This window comes from Magnetococcales bacterium, assembly GCA_015232395.1.
GTDB lineage: Bacteria > Pseudomonadota > Magnetococcia > Magnetococcales > JADFZT01 > JADFZT01.
Map to the genome: position 1 here is coordinate 1 of JADFZT010000058.1, position 16295 is coordinate 16295.

At 56.5% G+C, this 16295-nt stretch carries 13 protein-coding genes; 7 read left to right on the forward strand and 6 right to left on the reverse strand.

The genetic code is table 11. From position 1 onward, the window contains the following. Nucleotides 1–228 precede the first annotated feature (228 nt). Nucleotides 229–600, forward strand: coding sequence for a hypothetical protein (locus HQL52_14650; GenBank protein MBF0370689.1), 372 nt, complete (start codon nucleotides 229–231; stop codon nucleotides 598–600). A gap of 455 nt (nucleotides 601–1055) precedes the next feature. Here the strand turns inward: HQL52_14650 and HQL52_14655 are convergent, their stop codons facing one another. Next, a complete protein-coding gene (locus tag HQL52_14655) occupies nucleotides 1056–1628 on the reverse strand; it encodes a hypothetical protein (GenBank protein ID MBF0370690.1) in 573 nt (190 codons plus the stop codon). Between the two features lie 104 nt (nucleotides 1629–1732). Here HQL52_14655 and HQL52_14660 point away from each other — a divergent pair, with 104 nt between their 5' ends. Beyond that, nucleotides 1733–2569, forward strand: a complete 837-nt coding sequence (locus tag HQL52_14660; protein ID MBF0370691.1) for a ferredoxin--NADP reductase — start codon at nucleotides 1733–1735, stop codon at nucleotides 2567–2569. An 87-nt stretch (nucleotides 2570–2656) separates the two neighbouring features. Here the strand turns inward: HQL52_14660 and HQL52_14665 are convergent, their stop codons facing one another. The 5 genes from HQL52_14665 to HQL52_14685 all read right to left on the reverse strand — a co-directional run bounded on the left by HQL52_14665 (nucleotide 2657) and on the right by HQL52_14685 (nucleotide 8956). Next, nucleotides 2657–3505: a 3'-5' exonuclease gene (locus HQL52_14665; GenBank protein MBF0370692.1), complete on the reverse strand. Its 849-nt coding sequence runs from the start codon at nucleotides 3503–3505 to the stop codon at nucleotides 2657–2659. Between the two features lie 77 nt (nucleotides 3506–3582). Then, the gene (locus tag HQL52_14670; protein ID MBF0370693.1) at nucleotides 3583–4404 is read right to left on the reverse strand and encodes a hypothetical protein; all 822 of its coding nucleotides are present in this window, start codon (nucleotides 4402–4404) and stop codon (nucleotides 3583–3585) included. An 84-nt stretch (nucleotides 4405–4488) separates the two neighbouring features. Beyond that, nucleotides 4489–5718, reverse strand: coding sequence for an L-2-hydroxyglutarate oxidase (gene lhgO / locus HQL52_14675; protein ID MBF0370694.1), 1230 nt, complete (start codon nucleotides 5716–5718; stop codon nucleotides 4489–4491). Nucleotides 5719–5850: 132 nt separating this feature from the next. Further along, nucleotides 5851–7884: a tetratricopeptide repeat protein gene (locus tag HQL52_14680; GenBank protein MBF0370695.1), complete on the reverse strand. Its 2034-nt coding sequence runs from the start codon at nucleotides 7882–7884 to the stop codon at nucleotides 5851–5853. Between the two features lie 154 nt (nucleotides 7885–8038). Further along, the gene (locus HQL52_14685) at nucleotides 8039–8956 is read right to left on the reverse strand and encodes a response regulator (protein MBF0370696.1); all 918 of its coding nucleotides are present in this window, start codon (nucleotides 8954–8956) and stop codon (nucleotides 8039–8041) included. A gap of 330 nt (nucleotides 8957–9286) precedes the next feature. On the opposite strand from HQL52_14685, the gene htpX reads away from it, so the two are divergent. The 5 genes from htpX (at nucleotide 9287) to rsmA (ending at nucleotide 16294) form a co-directional block, all read left to right on the forward strand. Continuing rightward, the gene (gene htpX / locus HQL52_14690) at nucleotides 9287–10138 is read left to right on the forward strand and encodes a zinc metalloprotease HtpX (GenBank protein MBF0370697.1); all 852 of its coding nucleotides are present in this window, start codon (nucleotides 9287–9289) and stop codon (nucleotides 10136–10138) included. Beyond that, complete coding sequence (locus tag HQL52_14695; GenBank protein MBF0370698.1) at nucleotides 10132–10803, forward strand: ribulose-phosphate 3-epimerase; 672 nt, start codon at nucleotides 10132–10134, stop codon at nucleotides 10801–10803. The genes htpX and HQL52_14695 overlap by 7 nt, the downstream gene beginning before the upstream one ends. Further along, on the forward strand, nucleotides 10803–12737 hold the full coding sequence (gene rsmB, locus HQL52_14700; protein MBF0370699.1) for a 16S rRNA (cytosine(967)-C(5))-methyltransferase RsmB: 1935 nt from the start codon (nucleotides 10803–10805) through the stop codon (nucleotides 12735–12737). The genes HQL52_14695 and rsmB overlap by 1 nt, the downstream gene beginning before the upstream one ends. Before the next feature lie 382 nt (nucleotides 12738–13119). Then, nucleotides 13120–14847, forward strand: a complete 1728-nt coding sequence (sulP, locus tag HQL52_14705; protein ID MBF0370700.1) for a sulfate permease — start codon at nucleotides 13120–13122, stop codon at nucleotides 14845–14847. 592 nt (nucleotides 14848–15439) lie between these two features. Continuing rightward, complete coding sequence (rsmA, locus tag HQL52_14710; protein ID MBF0370701.1) at nucleotides 15440–16294, forward strand: ribosomal RNA small subunit methyltransferase A; 855 nt, start codon at nucleotides 15440–15442, stop codon at nucleotides 16292–16294. The last annotated feature ends 1 nt before the right edge of the window (nucleotide 16295 follow it).

Here is a 16295-nt window from a genome sequence, read left to right on the forward strand (position 1 = left end):
GGTGAGATTTTCACATCAAGCAGTCAACTGGCCTGGGAATGCTATCAAGCTTGAACGGACTTTTTTCGGGGGACTCATGAAAGAGCTCGGAGAGAGTCGGCATTAGATGTTCTGAAAGTTTTCCACCAAGCAGTATGCGAAATTAAATCGCCCCTAAAAGACATCGTAGAGCTAGTCAAATGCTTTAACGGAAAACAGAAAGAAAATTTTTTCTCAAAAGACGATATATTGCTTGATGAAACAGAAAGACATCGCATTGACAAAATACTAAAAAACCTTAACTTAGAAGGAATCAAAGAATCTGATGAAGACAAAGAAAATGGCAAATTTGTCCTCAAAGGAAACAACTTGGGAGAGACAAGAAAACAACTAATAATATGGCTAAATGCTTTAGAGATAGCTGCAACAGCTTGGAATCACCATATAGGAGACAGGGAGATTATTGAGGTCGAACTGAGGAATTTCATTTCGAGCGGAGAATCATTTTATTTGGGAGAGATTGTTTTAAGCCTCAGATACCCATTCTACCCTTCATTAAAAGAGATGGTGATTGATGTTAACAACAGAAACCGGTCTACAGGAAAAGAACAGATCGACTGATTGACGACCTAAACACACTTTTACCTCTACAACTCCACACTATATCCCCATGTTAACCTCCTTGAGCTGTATACTCTAGACTGCCTTAGGATCTCTTAATCTTATTGACAGCAGATAAACTGACCGGTTCCCTTGTTCAACACCAGAAAGGACAGGGTAGCAAAAAACACACCAACAATCAATGAAAACATGGCATGGAGCCGTCACAGCCATACTTGCTCAAAGCATTATTGCACACAAAATTTCTGGCGCTCAAGGAAACATCGGACACACCCTACCTCCTGGCAAACCTCAGTCACCCTTCACCCACTCCTACCGGGGGGGCCTCTCCCGATGAACCGGACCTCCATTTGTTAAGCGCCTTGCGGACATATCCCAGCTGATGCCTGAAAGAGCTATTGACGCGCCACACCGGATGAGCTGGCACCACCATGCAGAGAGGAACAACAAACAAATTAACAGGCAACTATTTCACCAGCTTGAGGCGGGGGGGGGAGCGGTCGGGCGGGGGGGGGGGTGTCGCCATTATCCGGAGACTTGCCCTCACCATCGATCACCTGAAACACCGGCTTGGCGGCTTTGGGCGTGGCTTTGGCCGAAGCGCCAGCGGGCTTAGCCTGGGGCATGGGCTCGCCGGATTCCTGGGAGGCGGCCCGGTCGGGACGATCAGCACCGTGCTGGGCTTGCAGAGAGCGGGAAAATTCGTAATTTCGGCGGATGGGCTCGGGCATGGAGTCGGGCCAATACATGCCGTGGCCGGTGTCGGGATTGAGAGCCCCCCAGAGGGCGGAATAGGGAATAATGCAGTAGTGGGGAACGCCCCCAAAACGCAACTCAGACTCCACCCCCGTTGCGGTAACGTGGATGGGATGGGGCATTTTACGGTTTAAAATCAAACGCAAGCCCTGATCATTCATCAGCCGCCGAGGCACTTCCACCCCAGAGCGTGTGGCGTTCAGATAGAGCATCACCCGCCCTTCATTTTCCAGGAGCAGGCGAACCACGTCAGCCTTACTGTATGATTTCATGTTTTCCATGATACCATTCTATCCTATCCGTACCCTTGAACGATACCTCCCATCGGCGGCAAGCTTCACCGTGCCGACCAGAACCAAATCAGGAGATTTTCATCATGGCCGATGCCCCTCACGAAAGCAGCCACTATAACGCCACCGTCATTAAGCGGATCGACATTACCCCCCAACTCGCCATCTTTCAGGTGCGCCCCGATGATAACAATCTCGCTTTCATCCCGGGCCAGTTTACCGTGCTGGGACTCACCCGGGAGGCCCCCCGGGTACCCGAAGCGGGCCCCGGGGATCCCTATCCACCGGAAAAAGCCGGACGCTTGATCCGACGGGCCTACTCCATCAGCTCCGGCAGCGAGGAGAAGGCCTTTTTGGAGTTTTATGTCTCCATGGTCACCAGCGGTGAACTCACCCCCCGCATTTTTGCTCTCCAGGAGGGAAGCCGCCTCTTCGTCGGCAAAAAAGCCTCCGGGGTGTTCACCCTGGACAGCGTGCCCCAGGATAAAAACATTCTTCTGGTGGGCACCGGTACCGGGCTTGCGCCCTACATCTCCATGGTGCGCACCCTGGCGCTGGGCATCGGCTGCCCCATCCGCCCTCTGGCCGTTCTCCACGGGGCCAGCTATTCCTGGGATCTGGGCTATCGGGGAGAGCTGGAAGGCCTGAGCCGACAGTGTCCCAAATTTGGCTATATTCCGGTCATCTCCCGTCCCCAGGAAGATGGCGACTGGAATGGCCGTACCGGGCGTCTCAACGACTGGATCACCCATCCAGAACTTCCCGACGCCTGCGGTTTTGACCTAAGCCCCGAGCAGACCCACGTCTTTCTCTGTGGTAACCCCGGCATGGTGGAAAATGCCGCAGCCCAGCTCCAGGAAAAAGGTTTTGATCCCGGCAGCCGTAAAGAGCCCGGCAACCTTCATCTGGAAAAATATTGGTAGGCGTCCACCAGCCCCGCCTCCCCTCCAGGGGGCAGGCGGGGTCGTTTTTCTCTCTTGCCTGCCACACCCTGATGGATCAAACCAAAATCAAGAGGTCGCCTTCTGCAGCCGGTCCCACTCGGTGAGATAATCCAGCAGGTGATTTTTGCCGTTCTTTTCCGCTTCGCTTTTCAGCAGCTCCCGCACCAACTCCTGTTCGGATTCATATTGAGAGGTGGAGAGATGGCCACCAAAATGGGCCATGCGCAGCCACACCAGAAAGGTGGTCACCGCATCGGTTTCGTTATAGGCGATGATCCGATCCAGGCGTCCTTCAAGCCACATGGGGGGCACCGATTCGCCATCCATCTCCATCTTGCCGGGAATCCCCGAAAGAGTCGCCATTTCGTTCAAAGAGGGGGATCCCTGGCCCCAACCCGGGGTGGCGACATCTTTGAGGTCGATGTTGAAATCGCTCCCCTTGGCAAAATAGTCCACGCCCTCCCAGGGTTTGTTGGGACGACGACAAAAAGCGGGCATGGAAAGACCGTGGATGATGCCCCGCTGCACCAGAATGCGCATGTCGGCGGCGATGGAGTTGTAGCCTACCATCTGGGGCTGACGCTCCCCCATCGCTTTTAAAAATTTTCCCACAATGGTCTTTTCTTCGGTCTCAGGCCCAGTGGTTTCACGGGGCATGGAGAGCAGCCGCAGAGAGGGCCAGCCATCCTTGTTGACCTGACGCTGGATGGCGGCGATGGAGACCAGGCGACACATGACGGTCTTGAGATAGGGCTGGGGATTGTTTTCGTCCGCCCCGCCCTCCTGCCACATCCGCTCCATCACCTGGGCATCCGGGGTCTCCTCGTCAAGCTTGTAGAGCAGCCGCCCGGCTTTGGGATCCGGCACCCATTCCGCATCATAAGCCCAGACCAATTTTTTGATATTCTTGAACATTCAAGCCCCCTTTGGGGATCGTTACGGAGCCTGTTGCAACAGGCTCTACGGGTTGGTTCCAAGCCCCCGGAAGGGATTTATTTGGTGGAAAAAAGCCGGGCCAGCCAACCACCGGCCTGTTCGGTCACGGAAGGCTTGGGGGCATCGGGTACTGGGCTGTCGGGGGGGCTCAACTCCTCGATGGGATATTGCGCCAGGAAGAGAATCTGGCGTACGGCGAGTTCGGTCATATATTCCAAAGAGCGGCCCGCTTCCGGAGGGTTGGGGGTGCGGGCAGCCAGAGCTGTGGCCAAAAGACCCGCCGCACCCACCGGTGAAGCCGACGCCACACCGGAGGCCACAACCCCCCCAGCGGTCATGGCACCGATCTCCACGGCATCCGGCTTACGATAGGGGGTGGATTCCACCTGCAACCGCAAGGTGCGTATCACCCGCCCCTGGAGGCCATCGATAAAATAGACATCCCAATCCACCATCCCCGGACTCATGGCACTTGAATTGCGGAGCACCCGGGGGGAGATATACATGACGGTGGACCAGTTGTTCCGGCGGCTCAGGTTGATCGCCTCGCCCAGATGACGGGCCGGGGTGGACTCCTGGATCACCACCCGGGCAAAATTACCCGGCATAAGCTGCCGCTGGATTCCCAGGGTATAGTTGACCAACACCTCATCCAAGCCCGCCCGCTGCTGGGTCACCGGCAGGAGATGCACCTCGGCAAAGGGACCAAAAGCGCTCCCCTCCTCGGCAGAAGCCTCCCAACACACCTGCAACCCTTCGGCAGGATATTCACACCCCCGGCGATAGAGGGAAGCGCCCTCAGCCAGGTTGATGCCAATCATTCCTGCCACAAGCAGGAGAGAAGCCAGTCGTTTGCCAAACCATCCGTTGATCTTCAAGGGAAGACTCCACCACCATAAGACGTAGAAACCCAAGCCCCTCCCCAAGGGAAGAGACCGGCCATGGGGGCAATGATGCAAATTTCAAGCCATCAGACTCTCAATCCGATCCATCAAAAAACGACCCAGAGGCAAAGCGCAGGTGAAGGCGGGAGAAACGGCATTGAGCAGGTGAAAGGAGTGGGCGTCTCCCTGATAGATAAAATCCATCTCCAGGCGACGACTGGGTAGATGAAGCAGTTGGGCACGGATACCCGGACGGCCCCAACGTCGATAGTGCGCCGGGTCCACATCCCCCACCAGCTCACCAGCCAGCCGGGCCAGGCGGCTTTTGCGATATTTGCCCAACTCCTGGAAGGCCAAACGACGGAAGTTAAAGTGGTTACCCCAAAAAAGCCCCGCCTCCCGAGACAAAATTTCCCCCATCTCCTTCAGACGAAACCCTTCAAACCCCTGATAATGCTCCCGCCAAAAGGCCGGTATCGCCGTGGGGCCGATTTTGATACCACCCCCCACCCCCACGGTAAAGTGCACCCCCAGAAAGGGATTATCGAGGTTGGGTACGGGATAGATGTGGGTCTTCAGGCTTTCGGGGGGCTCATCCGAATAGAGATACAGGCCTTTGAAGGGGAGGATGGCATATTCCCTGGCGAAACCGAACCCATGGGCTACCCGGTCGGCATGGAGACCGGCGGCATTGATCAGATAGCCCGCCGCCATCGCCCCACCACTGGTTTCAATCTCCACAGCCCCATCACTCTCCCCCCTCTGAATCCGCTTGCCCCCCAAAAAGCGCCGTTGCGTCAGGATTTCCACACCTGCCTGACGGGCATCTTGAACCAAAGCCGCCATCACTTCCACAGGATCCACCGAAGCGGTGGTGGGGGCGAAGAGGGCTTTCTCCACAGTGCGCGCCCGGGGTTCGATCTCAAGAGCCTCTCTGGCAGTCAGCTCCTCCAGGGCCACACCATTGACCCGCCCCCGACGCAACAGCTCCGCCAAACCGGGTAGATCTGCGTGGGATCGGGCCACCACCAGCTTGCCACACCGACGAATGGAGAGCTTGCGGCTCAGGCAATATTCTGTCAGCTCCCGATTGCCCTCCCGGCAAAAACGGGCCTTGAGGGAGTCGGCGGTATAGTAAAATCCGGCATGGAGCACGCCACTGTTGCGGCCACTGGCGTGGGTGCCGGGTTGGCGTTCCTTTTCCAACACCACCACCCGCATCCCTGGATGACGCTTCCTGACCTCCAAAGCGAGGGTAAGCCCCAGCACCCCACCGCCAATGATGAGAAAATCGGTGGTTTCGGTCATGAAGCGTTGATTTCCGTCATGAGTGGCTGGATTCGACCGGGAGGGCCGACCAAGTCCCTGAAATGGAGTGAAGCATGACTGACTGGAGCTGATCAGCTGGAGCCCCCAAACAGCGTTTTCCCCTACGCCACCCTATTCACTGCCATAGCCGAATCGATCAATAAAGGGCGCGATGGTTTTCTTCAGCTCTTGCAAATGGGATTCATAACGTCTCCAGCGATAGCGCGAGGTGTCGTAGATGGGTCTCGCCACCTGCTGATAACTGGGAGTGTAGACGCCGATTACTTCCTTCTTGGCGTGCTCGTGGAAACCGTACACTGCCGGATCCCATTCCACCTGAAGAAATGCCAGAAGCTTGCTGGTCTCCCCCTTGAAATCGGCCACAAGATCCTCATAGCGGACACTGTGCCAATGAAATTCAAACTGCTCGACATACCCTTCCCAGAGCCCCATCACCCGGCTGTAGAAGTGGCCGGTATCGGCCAGGGTATAAAAATTGGCCATGGCATTATTGAAACCAAAACGTTGCATGAAACAGCTGAGACAAACATCTAAAGGATGACGCAAGGCAAATACCATCTTGGCATTTGGGAATAGACGTAATATCAGAGGAATGTGAACGGTGTTCAGGGGGTTTTTGTCCACAATGCGGCCCCCTTCCCGAGGCACCACATATCTGGCTGCCTTGTTGAAATATAATTTCCTGAGCCTCTCAACCTCCTCATCATCCAATTCAGCCAATTGTCCCGGATAGGGACGGCTGGTTTCATTCAAATTTTCCCGTACGGCCTGGAGAAGTGGTTTTTCCTCCAGAACCTGAAAACGGGGATGGCACTCCAAGATTCGATCTAGCAAGGTGGTGCCGGAACGGGGAAAACCAAACAAAAAAACAGGATCATTGCCACCATCCTTCCTGGAGACCGGGGGGGACCAACCACCTAGAATTTTTGTTTTATAAAACGCTTCCAGCCTCGAAAGCTGACCCAGATAATTTTCCTTGTCGATTCCCCTCTGTCCCGCCCGTCGCTCCTCGATCCGGTTGAAATCAGTAAAGCAGGTCATGGCCTGATCGATCTGCCCCACATTGTCGCAAAGCAAACCCAACTCATGGAGCAGCTCAGATCGGCGGATGAGGGGAAACTGCTTTTCGGACAACAGCAAAGCCATACGTCCGATAACCGCCTGCTGGCCCTCCCCTGTCCGCCGGGCCAGAGTTCCGGAAAGCTTGGTCAAGAGTGGGTCCGCCGGTTCCAAGGCCAATCCCTTCGCCACCATTCTGACGGCCTCTTCCAAACGGGACACACTTTCATAAATAACAGCCAGACTGGTTATGGCTTTTACGTTTTGCGGATTCTGAGTGATGATGGCATGAAAATAAGCAATCATCTCCTCAACGTGGCCATATTTATGTGGAATGGCACTCAAAATATTCTGAACATCAGCGCGGCCTGGACTCAACGCCACGGCTTTTTGAAACTGCTGTTCCGCTGCTGCCGGTTGATCCAGCTTCACATGGGCCAAGCTCAGATTGAAGCGCGCCTCCAAAAAATCGGGTTTCAGCCTGATCGCCGTCTGTAGCGGTTGAACGGCCTCCTGGAAACGCCCCAAATGTACCAGTAACCAACCCAAATTATTGTAAGCCTCGACAAGTTGGGGATCGAAGGTCAGGGCTGCCTTATATTGTTCGACTGCCTCATCAAATCGCTCCAGCTTTTGCATGGCATATCCCAGATTGCATATCACCCTGGCAAAATCGGGTTTGAGCCTGAGGCACTCCTGAAACTTGGCGATAGCTTGGTCATCCCGCCCCAACGCCAGGAGAGCCGCGCCCATGTTGTTGAGCGCTTCCACATGATGGGGCTCAAGCGCAATGACCTTCTGACAGCAGCCAAGCACCTCTTCATACCTTTTCCCGGCCAACAGGACGTTGCTTAAATGATAGTGATAGAAAGCGTTGTCGGGATTTTTTCGCACTGCCCGCTTGATCAGGGTTTCAGCCACATCCAGCTTGCCTGCCGCCAGTGCGATCAAGCCCAGGAGCTGGTTGGCATCGCCATTATCCGGCTGGTGTTGCAGAACCTGCCGGTAAAGCTGCTCCGCTTGGTGCAGACGCCCTGCCTGATGGTGTCCCCAAGCCGCCTGCAGTAACCCTCGAATGTCCACCACACCTGGTTGCGCTTTCCCTGATCGCCTACCCATTGGTGCGCCAACATTCCTGCTGCGTTTTCCACCCCGTTTTTTCATGTGCCTCTTTCCACGATCAGACTGATTGCAAACTTGGTTTCACTTGATTTCAGGAGTGTTCCATCAAAAAAAGGGGTCACCCCAATTGATCGAGCCCTTCCCGCACCTGGGCCATGGCCTCTTCGAGTTCCTGAGCGAGAGCTGGAAAGACCGCCTCACTGCCATCGCGGATGGCCCCCTCCAACGCCTGAATCACCATGACCAACCGGCTGGCGGAAAGATTTCCCGCCACCCCCCGCAGAGAGTGGAGCAGATTGGCCGCACGGGCCAGGTTGCCGCTGTTCAGGTGGGTGACAATTTCATCAACGATTTCGACTCTTTCCGCCCGGAAACCCAGCAAAATCCTCCGAAACAACTCCCGGTCCCCATCCAGTCTTTCCAAAGCGGTGGGGATATCGATGCCCGGCAGCCGATCCGGCAACTCTCCGCTCGTGGCCGACTTTTTAGGGGCTCCAGCTGCTTTTTCCTGAGTCATGACGCTCTCCTTGCGTCCACGAGGTACGATCCATCGCTCCAATAGTCCCAACAATCGTCTGATATCCAACGGTTTACTCAGATAATCATCCATCCCCGCAGCCAGACACTTTTCCCGTTCCCCAGCCATGGCGTGGGCGGTCATGGCAATGATGGGCAGCTTGCGATACCGGAAGCGGCTCCGAATCGCCCGAGCGGTCTCATAGCCATCCATCTCAGGCATCTGCATATCGGTAATCACCACGTCAAAATCGGCCCCGGGGCTATCCAATGCTGTCAGTGCTTCCAGGCCATTGCCAGCCGATGTCACCACCAACCCCCGGCGGGTCAAAAGGGAACGGACCACCTCTCGGGAAGGCTCATGATCCTCAACCAACAATACCCGAGCCCCCTTGATAGCCGAAAGATATCCTTCATCCTTCCCCCTCTCAGGCGTTGGCACCTCGGAGGCCTCTCCCCGCTCAAAATGCAACTCGAAGGAAAAGCGTATTCCATATCTTATACAACGCTTTCCAGCCATTCACCTCTCAAACTGTTGAATCATTCTCTCAGTCGATTCAAATCCCTCTTTCCTGGAATTTTTTCATCTCTCCCTGGTCCAATGATCGGTCTACCCCCTACTTGAAAACAGGATGGCCGATGGCTATATCAAAATAACAGCAGGCCCAACAACGACCATACCGGTATGTTGGCTGAAGAGCCAAGCGTCCAGATCAATAGACAACGAAAAATCGGTACGGTTTTGGGCTCCATCGCTTGGCAATCCCCCTTGGATGATCCAAAATGGGCTGACTGCTGTTAAATTCCGGCAAACTCTCCTCCCCATTTTTCAACGATGAGGTGGCAACTGATGAACACCATGCGGACGACGATTCTTCTGGCAGGCCTGACCGCCCTTTTTTTGGTGGCCGGGCAAGCCCTGGGTGGCCGATCCGGAATGATGATTGCCCTGGTTTTGGCGGTAGGGCTCAACTTTTGGGCCTACTGGTTTTCCGACCAGGCGGTGCTCTCCATGTATGGTGCCCGGCAGGTGGGTCCCCAGGAGGCTCCGGAGCTTTACAGCATTGTCGAAGAGCTTTCCCGGCGGGCCAACACCCCCATGCCACGGGTTTTTCTCATCGATGACCCCACCCCCAACGCCTTTGCCACGGGGCGGGATCCCGAACACGCAGCGGTGGCTGCCACCAGCGGCATTCTGCGCATCCTCAACCGGGAGGAGCTGGCCGGGGTGATGGCCCACGAGATGGCCCATGTCATCAACCGGGACATTCTCATCGGCACCATCTCCGCCACCCTGGCCGGAGCCATTACCACCATGGCCAACATGGCCCAGTGGGCGATGATTTTTGGCGGACGCCAGGATGAAGAAGGGGGCGGTGCCGGGGGATTTTTAATGATGTTTCTGGCCCCCATCGCCGCCATGCTGATACAAATGGCGGTCTCCCGCTCACGGGAATATCTGGCGGATGCCGAAGGGGCGCGACTGTGCGGCAATCCCTTGTGGCTGGCCAGCGCTTTAAACAAACTGGACGCTGGCAACCGCCGAACCCACCTCCGGGAGGCTGAAAGCCATCCAGCCACAGCACACCTTTTTATCGTCAACCCCTTAAGCGGTGGCACGCTGGGGTCTCTTTTTTCCACCCATCCACCCATGGATGAGCGGGTCAACCGTCTACAACGCATGGCTAAAGGCCGATCCTGATGATCAAAATTGCACCATCCATTCTATCCGCCGACTTTGCCCGCCTGGGAGAAGAGATCCAAGCTGTGGAGGCCGCCGGGGCTGATTATATTCACGTCGATGTCATGGACGGCCACTTCGTCCCCAATCTCACCATCGGCCCTCCGGTGGTCAAAGCGGTCGGTCGGATCGCCACCAAGCCCCTGGATGTCCACCTGATGATCACCCCGGTGGATCCCTACATCGAAGCCTTTGCCAAAGCCGGGGCGGAGGTGATTACAGTCCATGCCGAAGCGGTGGTGCATCTGGATCGCACCTTGAATCTCATTCGGGAGTTGGGCTGCCGTCCGGGTCTCGCCTTGAACCCCGCCACCCCGGCCTGCAACCTGGGCAACGTGATGCACCTGCTGGACATGGTGGTGCTGATGAGTGTCAATCCCGGTTTTGGTGGCCAATCCTTCATCCCCAACACCCTCAAGCGTATCCGCCGGGTGCGCAAGATGATCGAGGATTCGGGCCGCGCCATTGAGCTGGAAGTGGATGGGGGCATCAAACCCAACAACATTGCCGAAGCCGCCCAAGCGGGAGCGGATGTCTTTGTGGCGGGGTCGGCGGTCTTCAACCAACCCGATTATGCCAAAGAGATTACCGCTCTTCGGAGCAACGCCCAGGCGGCAATCCGTTAGTGCCTACCGATAAGCCAACCGGCACCAAACGTAAAACCCTGTCGATCAAGCCCACGGGCGGCGTCACAAAAATCGTCGTCAAAAAACGTCCCGGCGCCCGTCGCAAGGCCTCTGCAAAAAAACGTCCGGGCACGTCCGAAAGATCCCCTTCGTTCAAACCCGGAGGAGAGACCCGGGGAGCCTCCTCGGCCAGTCGGGAGCGGGGAGAGTCCCAAGGCACCCCCTTTGGGGAAAAACCCCGGGAAAACCAAAAAACATCCCGCCCGATTCAATACCGGGGCATGCCGGGCAAATCCCCCTCGGAATATCGCAAGGAAAGAGCCCAAACGCCTCTGCCACAGGAGCCTCTGGAAAAGCCGGACGCGCCGCCCCCTATGGCCAAGCGCCCGGACCAGCAGGAGGATACCTTCAGGGAAAAACGCCCGGAGAGACCGGATACGGATAGCCCCTCTGGGGAAAAGCGTTCCGGCAGACTCTGGACAAAAACAGCCCCCACCAAAATGCGTCGTGACCGGCAAGAAAAATCCGGAGCGGTTCGTCTCTGGTTTCCAAAGGGCCACGACTCCCGCACCGCTGCCATTCGGGTGGTGCTGGGGGTACTTCGGGATGGAGAAGCCCTGGATAGCGCTCTCGATTATCACCTGGAGCGGGTGCAGGGGCTATCCGGTCGGGATCGGGGCTTGGCGGTGGAGATTGCCACCGGCACCATCCGCCACTTGAGCCTTCTGGATCATCTCCTGGGTTGCGCCATGACCCGGGGGATGCCTCCCAAGGATCACTTTCTCTGGGCTGTGTTGCGAACGGCCAGCTACCAGATCCACTTCATGCGCATTCCCGCCCGGGCTGCCGTTCATGAAGCGGTCGCTCTGGTTAAAAAATCCCCGGATCTGCCCCGGGCCGGATTCATCAACGCCGTGCTGCGCAGGGTGACCGATCAGGACCGGGAAAAACTCCTGTCCACCCTCACCAACCCCACCAGCCGCCGGGCCATCACCTGGTCCCACCCACCGTGGCTGGTGGCCCTCTGGGAGTCGCAACTGGATGGCCCCCTCCTGGAACAACGCCTGGCTGCCAACAATATCCCCGGCCCCCTCACCCTGCGGGTCAACACCCTGGTAACCAACCGTCAGGAAGCTCTGGCCGCCTGGGGAGAGAGAGCCCGACCCACCGATTTTTCCCCGGAAGGGGTCGTGATCACGGGGGGTGGTCCCATCTGGGAGCTGCCGGGGTTCAAGGAGGGGTGGTTTGCGGTGCAGGATGAAGCGGCGCAACTGGTCTCCCGGCTGTTGGATCCCCGGCCCGAAGAAAAAATTCTCGACGCCTGTGCCGCGCCAGGAGGAAAAACCGCCCATCTGGCAGCCCTGGCCAACAATCAGGCCCACATCACAGCCCTCGACAGCAATCCCAAACGCCTGGAAAGGGTGCGGGAAAATCTGGAGCGTCTTCAGGTCCAGGGGGTGGAAGTGATGGCGGCAGATGCGGGCGATTTCAGCGTGGGAGATCCTTCATCAACGGAAGAAAATCCCCTCCAAACCGCCCCCCCCCTCTTCGACAAGGCCCTGGTGGATGCCCCCTGTCTTGGTACCGGGGTCATCCGTCGCCATCCGGATATCAAATGGCGTCGGAAGCGGGACTCCCTGGAGCGGATTATCCAAGAGCAAGCCCGGATTTTAAATCAGGTCGCCGCCCAGGTACGCCCGGGGGGGGTGCTGGTCTATGCCACCTGCTCCCTGGAAACCGGGGAAAATGAACAACAGATCAGCCACTTTCTCGAAACCCACCCCGAGTGGCAACCAAGCCCCCTGGATTCAGAGCGGGAGGGACTACCCGAAGCGAGCATCACTCCCCGTGGCGAGTTCCGCTCGGAGCCGGGGTTGGAAGGGATGGATGGTTTTTTTGCAGCGCGGTTGGTAAAAAATATTGAATCCCCTTAAACAGGGTATTAATGGTTGCCTTTTTACACTCTTTTCCATAGTGTTACCCAGAGGTGTTATCGGGTGCTTTCCGCCCTGCCTGCCAATCTCAACCAAATAGAGTGAAATAACCCCAAAAGACTCAATCGGTCGCTCTCTATCGTTGAGGCAATTCAACATGCTGTCTGATGCCTAAACCTTGGATTCACCACGACTTTCATCTCACCAACACCGGCTGTTTGACGGTCGCTTTCCCATGGAGAAACCAACCTCCAACACCCTCAAGCAACCTCCTGATCCAACGCTGCAAACGACTGGACCACCCCCGGCAACATATCCCATCGAGCCCCCAGAGAGGCCCGTTATTTTCTTCTGACCTCAAAACCAAGAAACTATCGAGACTATGAACCTAGCCAAACGTTTTCTGCCCTTTCTGAACTGGTTCCCCATGAGTGGCGGAACCATCCGCGCCGACCTGATCGCCGGCATCACCGTCGCCCTGGTTTTGATTCCCCAATCCATGGCCTATGCCCAGCTGGCGGGACTCCCCCCCTACTATGGGCTCTATGCCGCCTTCATGCCCGGCGCCATCGCCGCCCTCTTCGGCTCCTCCAAGCAGCTGGCAACCGGCCCGGTGGCAGTGGTTTCGCTACTGACCGCCTCCGCCCTGCTCCCCTTTGCCGCAGCGGGCTCCGATCCCTACATCGGCCTCGCCATCATGATGACTTTGATGGTGGGTATGTTTCAGCTCGCCTTGGGTCTCAGCCGCCTGGGAGTGGTGATCAGCTTTCTCTCCCATCCGGTAATCATCGGCTTTACCAACGCCGCCGCCCTGGTGATTGGCCTCTCCCAGCTCTCCAAAATTTTCGGGGTCAAGATGGGCCGGAGCGAAAGCTTCATGAACGACATCTGGCAAGTGGTGCTTCAGGTGGGGGATCTTCACTTTGTCACCCTGCTCTTTGGGGTGGCCGCCTTTACCATCATGGTCGTTTTGAAAAAGAAAAAACCAAAATACCCCAACGTGTTGATCGCCGTCAGTGTCACCACCATCATCAGCTGGATGATCGGCTTCGAAAACATGGGCGGCAAGGTGGTCGGCACCATTCCCGAGGGGCTGCCGAAATTTGCCTTCCCGGAGCTGGATTTGGCCACCATGGCCCAGCTTTTCACCAGCGCCATGGTGATCTCCCTGGTAGGCTTCATGGAGGCGATCTCCATCGCCAAGGCGATGGCCGCCAAAACCAAGGACCGCATCGATCCCAACCAGGAGCTGATCGGTCAGGGGCTGGCCAATATCGTCGGTAGTATCGCCCAATCCTATCCCACCTCCGGCTCCTTCTCCCGCTCGGCGGTTAACTTGAGCGCAGGCGCCAGAACCGGGCTCTCCTCTCTCTTCACCGCCCTGGTGGTGCTCATCACCCTGCTCTTTTTGACTCCCCTCCTCTATCATCTCCCCCAGGCGGTGCTGGCAGCGGTGATCATGATGGCGGTGATTGGGCTGATCAACTTCAAGGCCGTAAGCCACGCCTGGCACGCCAACAAGCACGACGGCATCGCCGCTGTGGTCACCTTCGTCGCCACCCTGGGCTTCGCCCCCCATCTCGACAAGGGGATCATGATCGGTGCAGGGCTCGCCATCTTTTTCTTCCTCTTCCGGGTAATGCGCCCCCGGGTGGCCATCCTCGGACGTTACAAGGACGGCACCCTCCGGGATCTCCAGGTCCACCCCACCCTGCCCACCGATGACCGCATCATCCTCATCCGCTTCGACGGGCAACTCTTCTTTGCCAACATCACCTATTTTGAGGACTCCATCCTGGGTGCTCTTGCCGATAAGCCGGACGCCAAATATATCCTGGTGGTGGGCGACGGCATCAACCAGCTGGATGCCTCCGGCGAGGAAGTGATCCACCACTTGGTGGAACGGATGGCAGAAAACAACATCACGATGGTCTTTTCAGGACTGAAAAAACAGGTGCTGGATGTCATGCGCCGCACCAATCTGTTCGATGCCATCGGCGGGGATAACAATATCTTCGCAACGGAAAGCCAGGCCATCGCCGACATGTACCGACGACTGGAGGGTGATCACAAACCGTTGATGCCGGAAGAGAGATTGGCTGAAACTTGATCGTTTAATCCGGGGATGATCTGTTCGGGATCATGGTCTATGAAGAGTCCAGGTCAAGATCAGAAGAGATATAACCATTCGAATCAAGAATTGGGCATATGTCGTTGCTCTTTTGCCGTTGCTCTTTTGCCGTCATTCCCGCGAAAGCGGGAATCCAGGGAGGCTGGCACGAACCTTTTCCAAATCTTGCCTCACTTTCAGCAAAACACCGGCCTTACTTGAAGATTTGGTTTTTCCTTGAGGGCAATCATCAGCTCCCTGGATCCCCGCCTTCGCGGGGATGACGAGTCAGGTTCCCGGGGATGACGAGTCAGGTTCCCGGGGATGACGAGTCAGGTTCCCGGGGATGACGAGTCAGGGAAGAGTGTCCAATTTTGAGATAGAACTGCTACAGATCAAAATCAAAAGAGATAGATCAAGATCAAAGGAAAAAGAAAAACCGTGGGGGCTTCGCCCCCACACCCCCGGGGGGGTGTAAAGCAAAATCAAAAGAAACAGATCAAAATCAAGATCAAAGGAAAGACCTTGGGGGGAAGGAATCCCCCCCAATCCCCCCCCTCTTTTTTTTTAATAGTTTAAAGTCAAAAGATTTATGCCTCCTTCCATCCGGCAACTCCTCCGCTCCCACGGGATCTTTCCCAAAAAAGGGCTCAGCCAAAACTTCCTCACCGATCCCACCATCTCCAACCAAATCGTCAACCTGGCCAACGTCCACCCAGGCGACAGAGTCGTGGAAATCGGCCCAGGCATCGGCAGCCTCACCCAACCACTCCTCAAACAATGCGAAGTCGTCCACGCCATCGAAATGGATGACCAACTCATCCCCATCCTGAAAGAAACCACACAAAATAAAGGCACCCTCCACATCATCCAGGGAGACGCCCTCAAAATCAATTACACCACCCTCGCCAACCAACTGGGCGGCCCCATTCATATCGTCGCCAACCTCCCCTACCGTATCTCCTCACCCCTCCTCTTCCACCTCCTGGAACAACGCCACACCATCGCCTCCATGACCCTCATGTTCCAAAAAGAGGTCGCCCAACGACTCACCGCCCCACCCAACTGCAAAGACTACGGAGCGCTCACCGTCCAATGCCAAATGTGGATGGATGTGGAAAAAGTGCTGGATGTGCCACCAGACGCCTTCCACCCAGTGCCAAAAGTCACCTCCGCCGTGGTCCACTTCCTCCCCCGGCAAAAACCCGTAGCCGAAATACCCGACCCGGCCTGGTTCAACCAAGTGGTGCGCACCGCCTTCGGTCAACGCCGAAAAACCCTGAAAAATGCCCTCAAACCCCTGGATCCAGATTCAGGAGAGTGGCTCAAAAAAGCCGACATCGACCCCATCCGCCGGGGAGAAACCCTGACCCTGACAGAATTCGCCCACCTGGCCCGAATCGGCTTAGCTAAAGCCATCCCACCTGAAGACACCATCCAATCCTGAA

Bases quoted from the DNA above. Each gene is read 5' to 3' on its own strand.
- sulP (MBF0370700.1), top strand. From the start codon at position 13,120: ATGAACCTAGCCAAACGTTTTCTGCCCTTTCTGAACTGGTTCCCCATG.
- HQL52_14665 (MBF0370692.1), bottom strand. From the start codon at position 3,505: ATGTTCAAGAATATCAAAAAATTGGTCTGGGCTTATGATGCGGAATGG.
- HQL52_14685 (MBF0370696.1), bottom strand. From the start codon at position 8,956: ATGGCTGGAAAGCGTTGTATAAGATATGGAATACGCTTTTCCTTCGAG.
- HQL52_14660 (MBF0370691.1), top strand. From the start codon at position 1,733: ATGGCCGATGCCCCTCACGAAAGCAGCCACTATAACGCCACCGTCATT.
- rsmA (MBF0370701.1), top strand. From the start codon at position 15,440: ATGCCTCCTTCCATCCGGCAACTCCTCCGCTCCCACGGGATCTTTCCC.
- htpX (MBF0370697.1), top strand. From the start codon at position 9,287: ATGAACACCATGCGGACGACGATTCTTCTGGCAGGCCTGACCGCCCTT.
- lhgO (MBF0370694.1), bottom strand. From the start codon at position 5,718: ATGACCGAAACCACCGATTTTCTCATCATTGGCGGTGGGGTGCTGGGG.
- HQL52_14655 (MBF0370690.1), bottom strand. From the start codon at position 1,628: ATGAAATCATACAGTAAGGCTGACGTGGTTCGCCTGCTCCTGGAAAAT.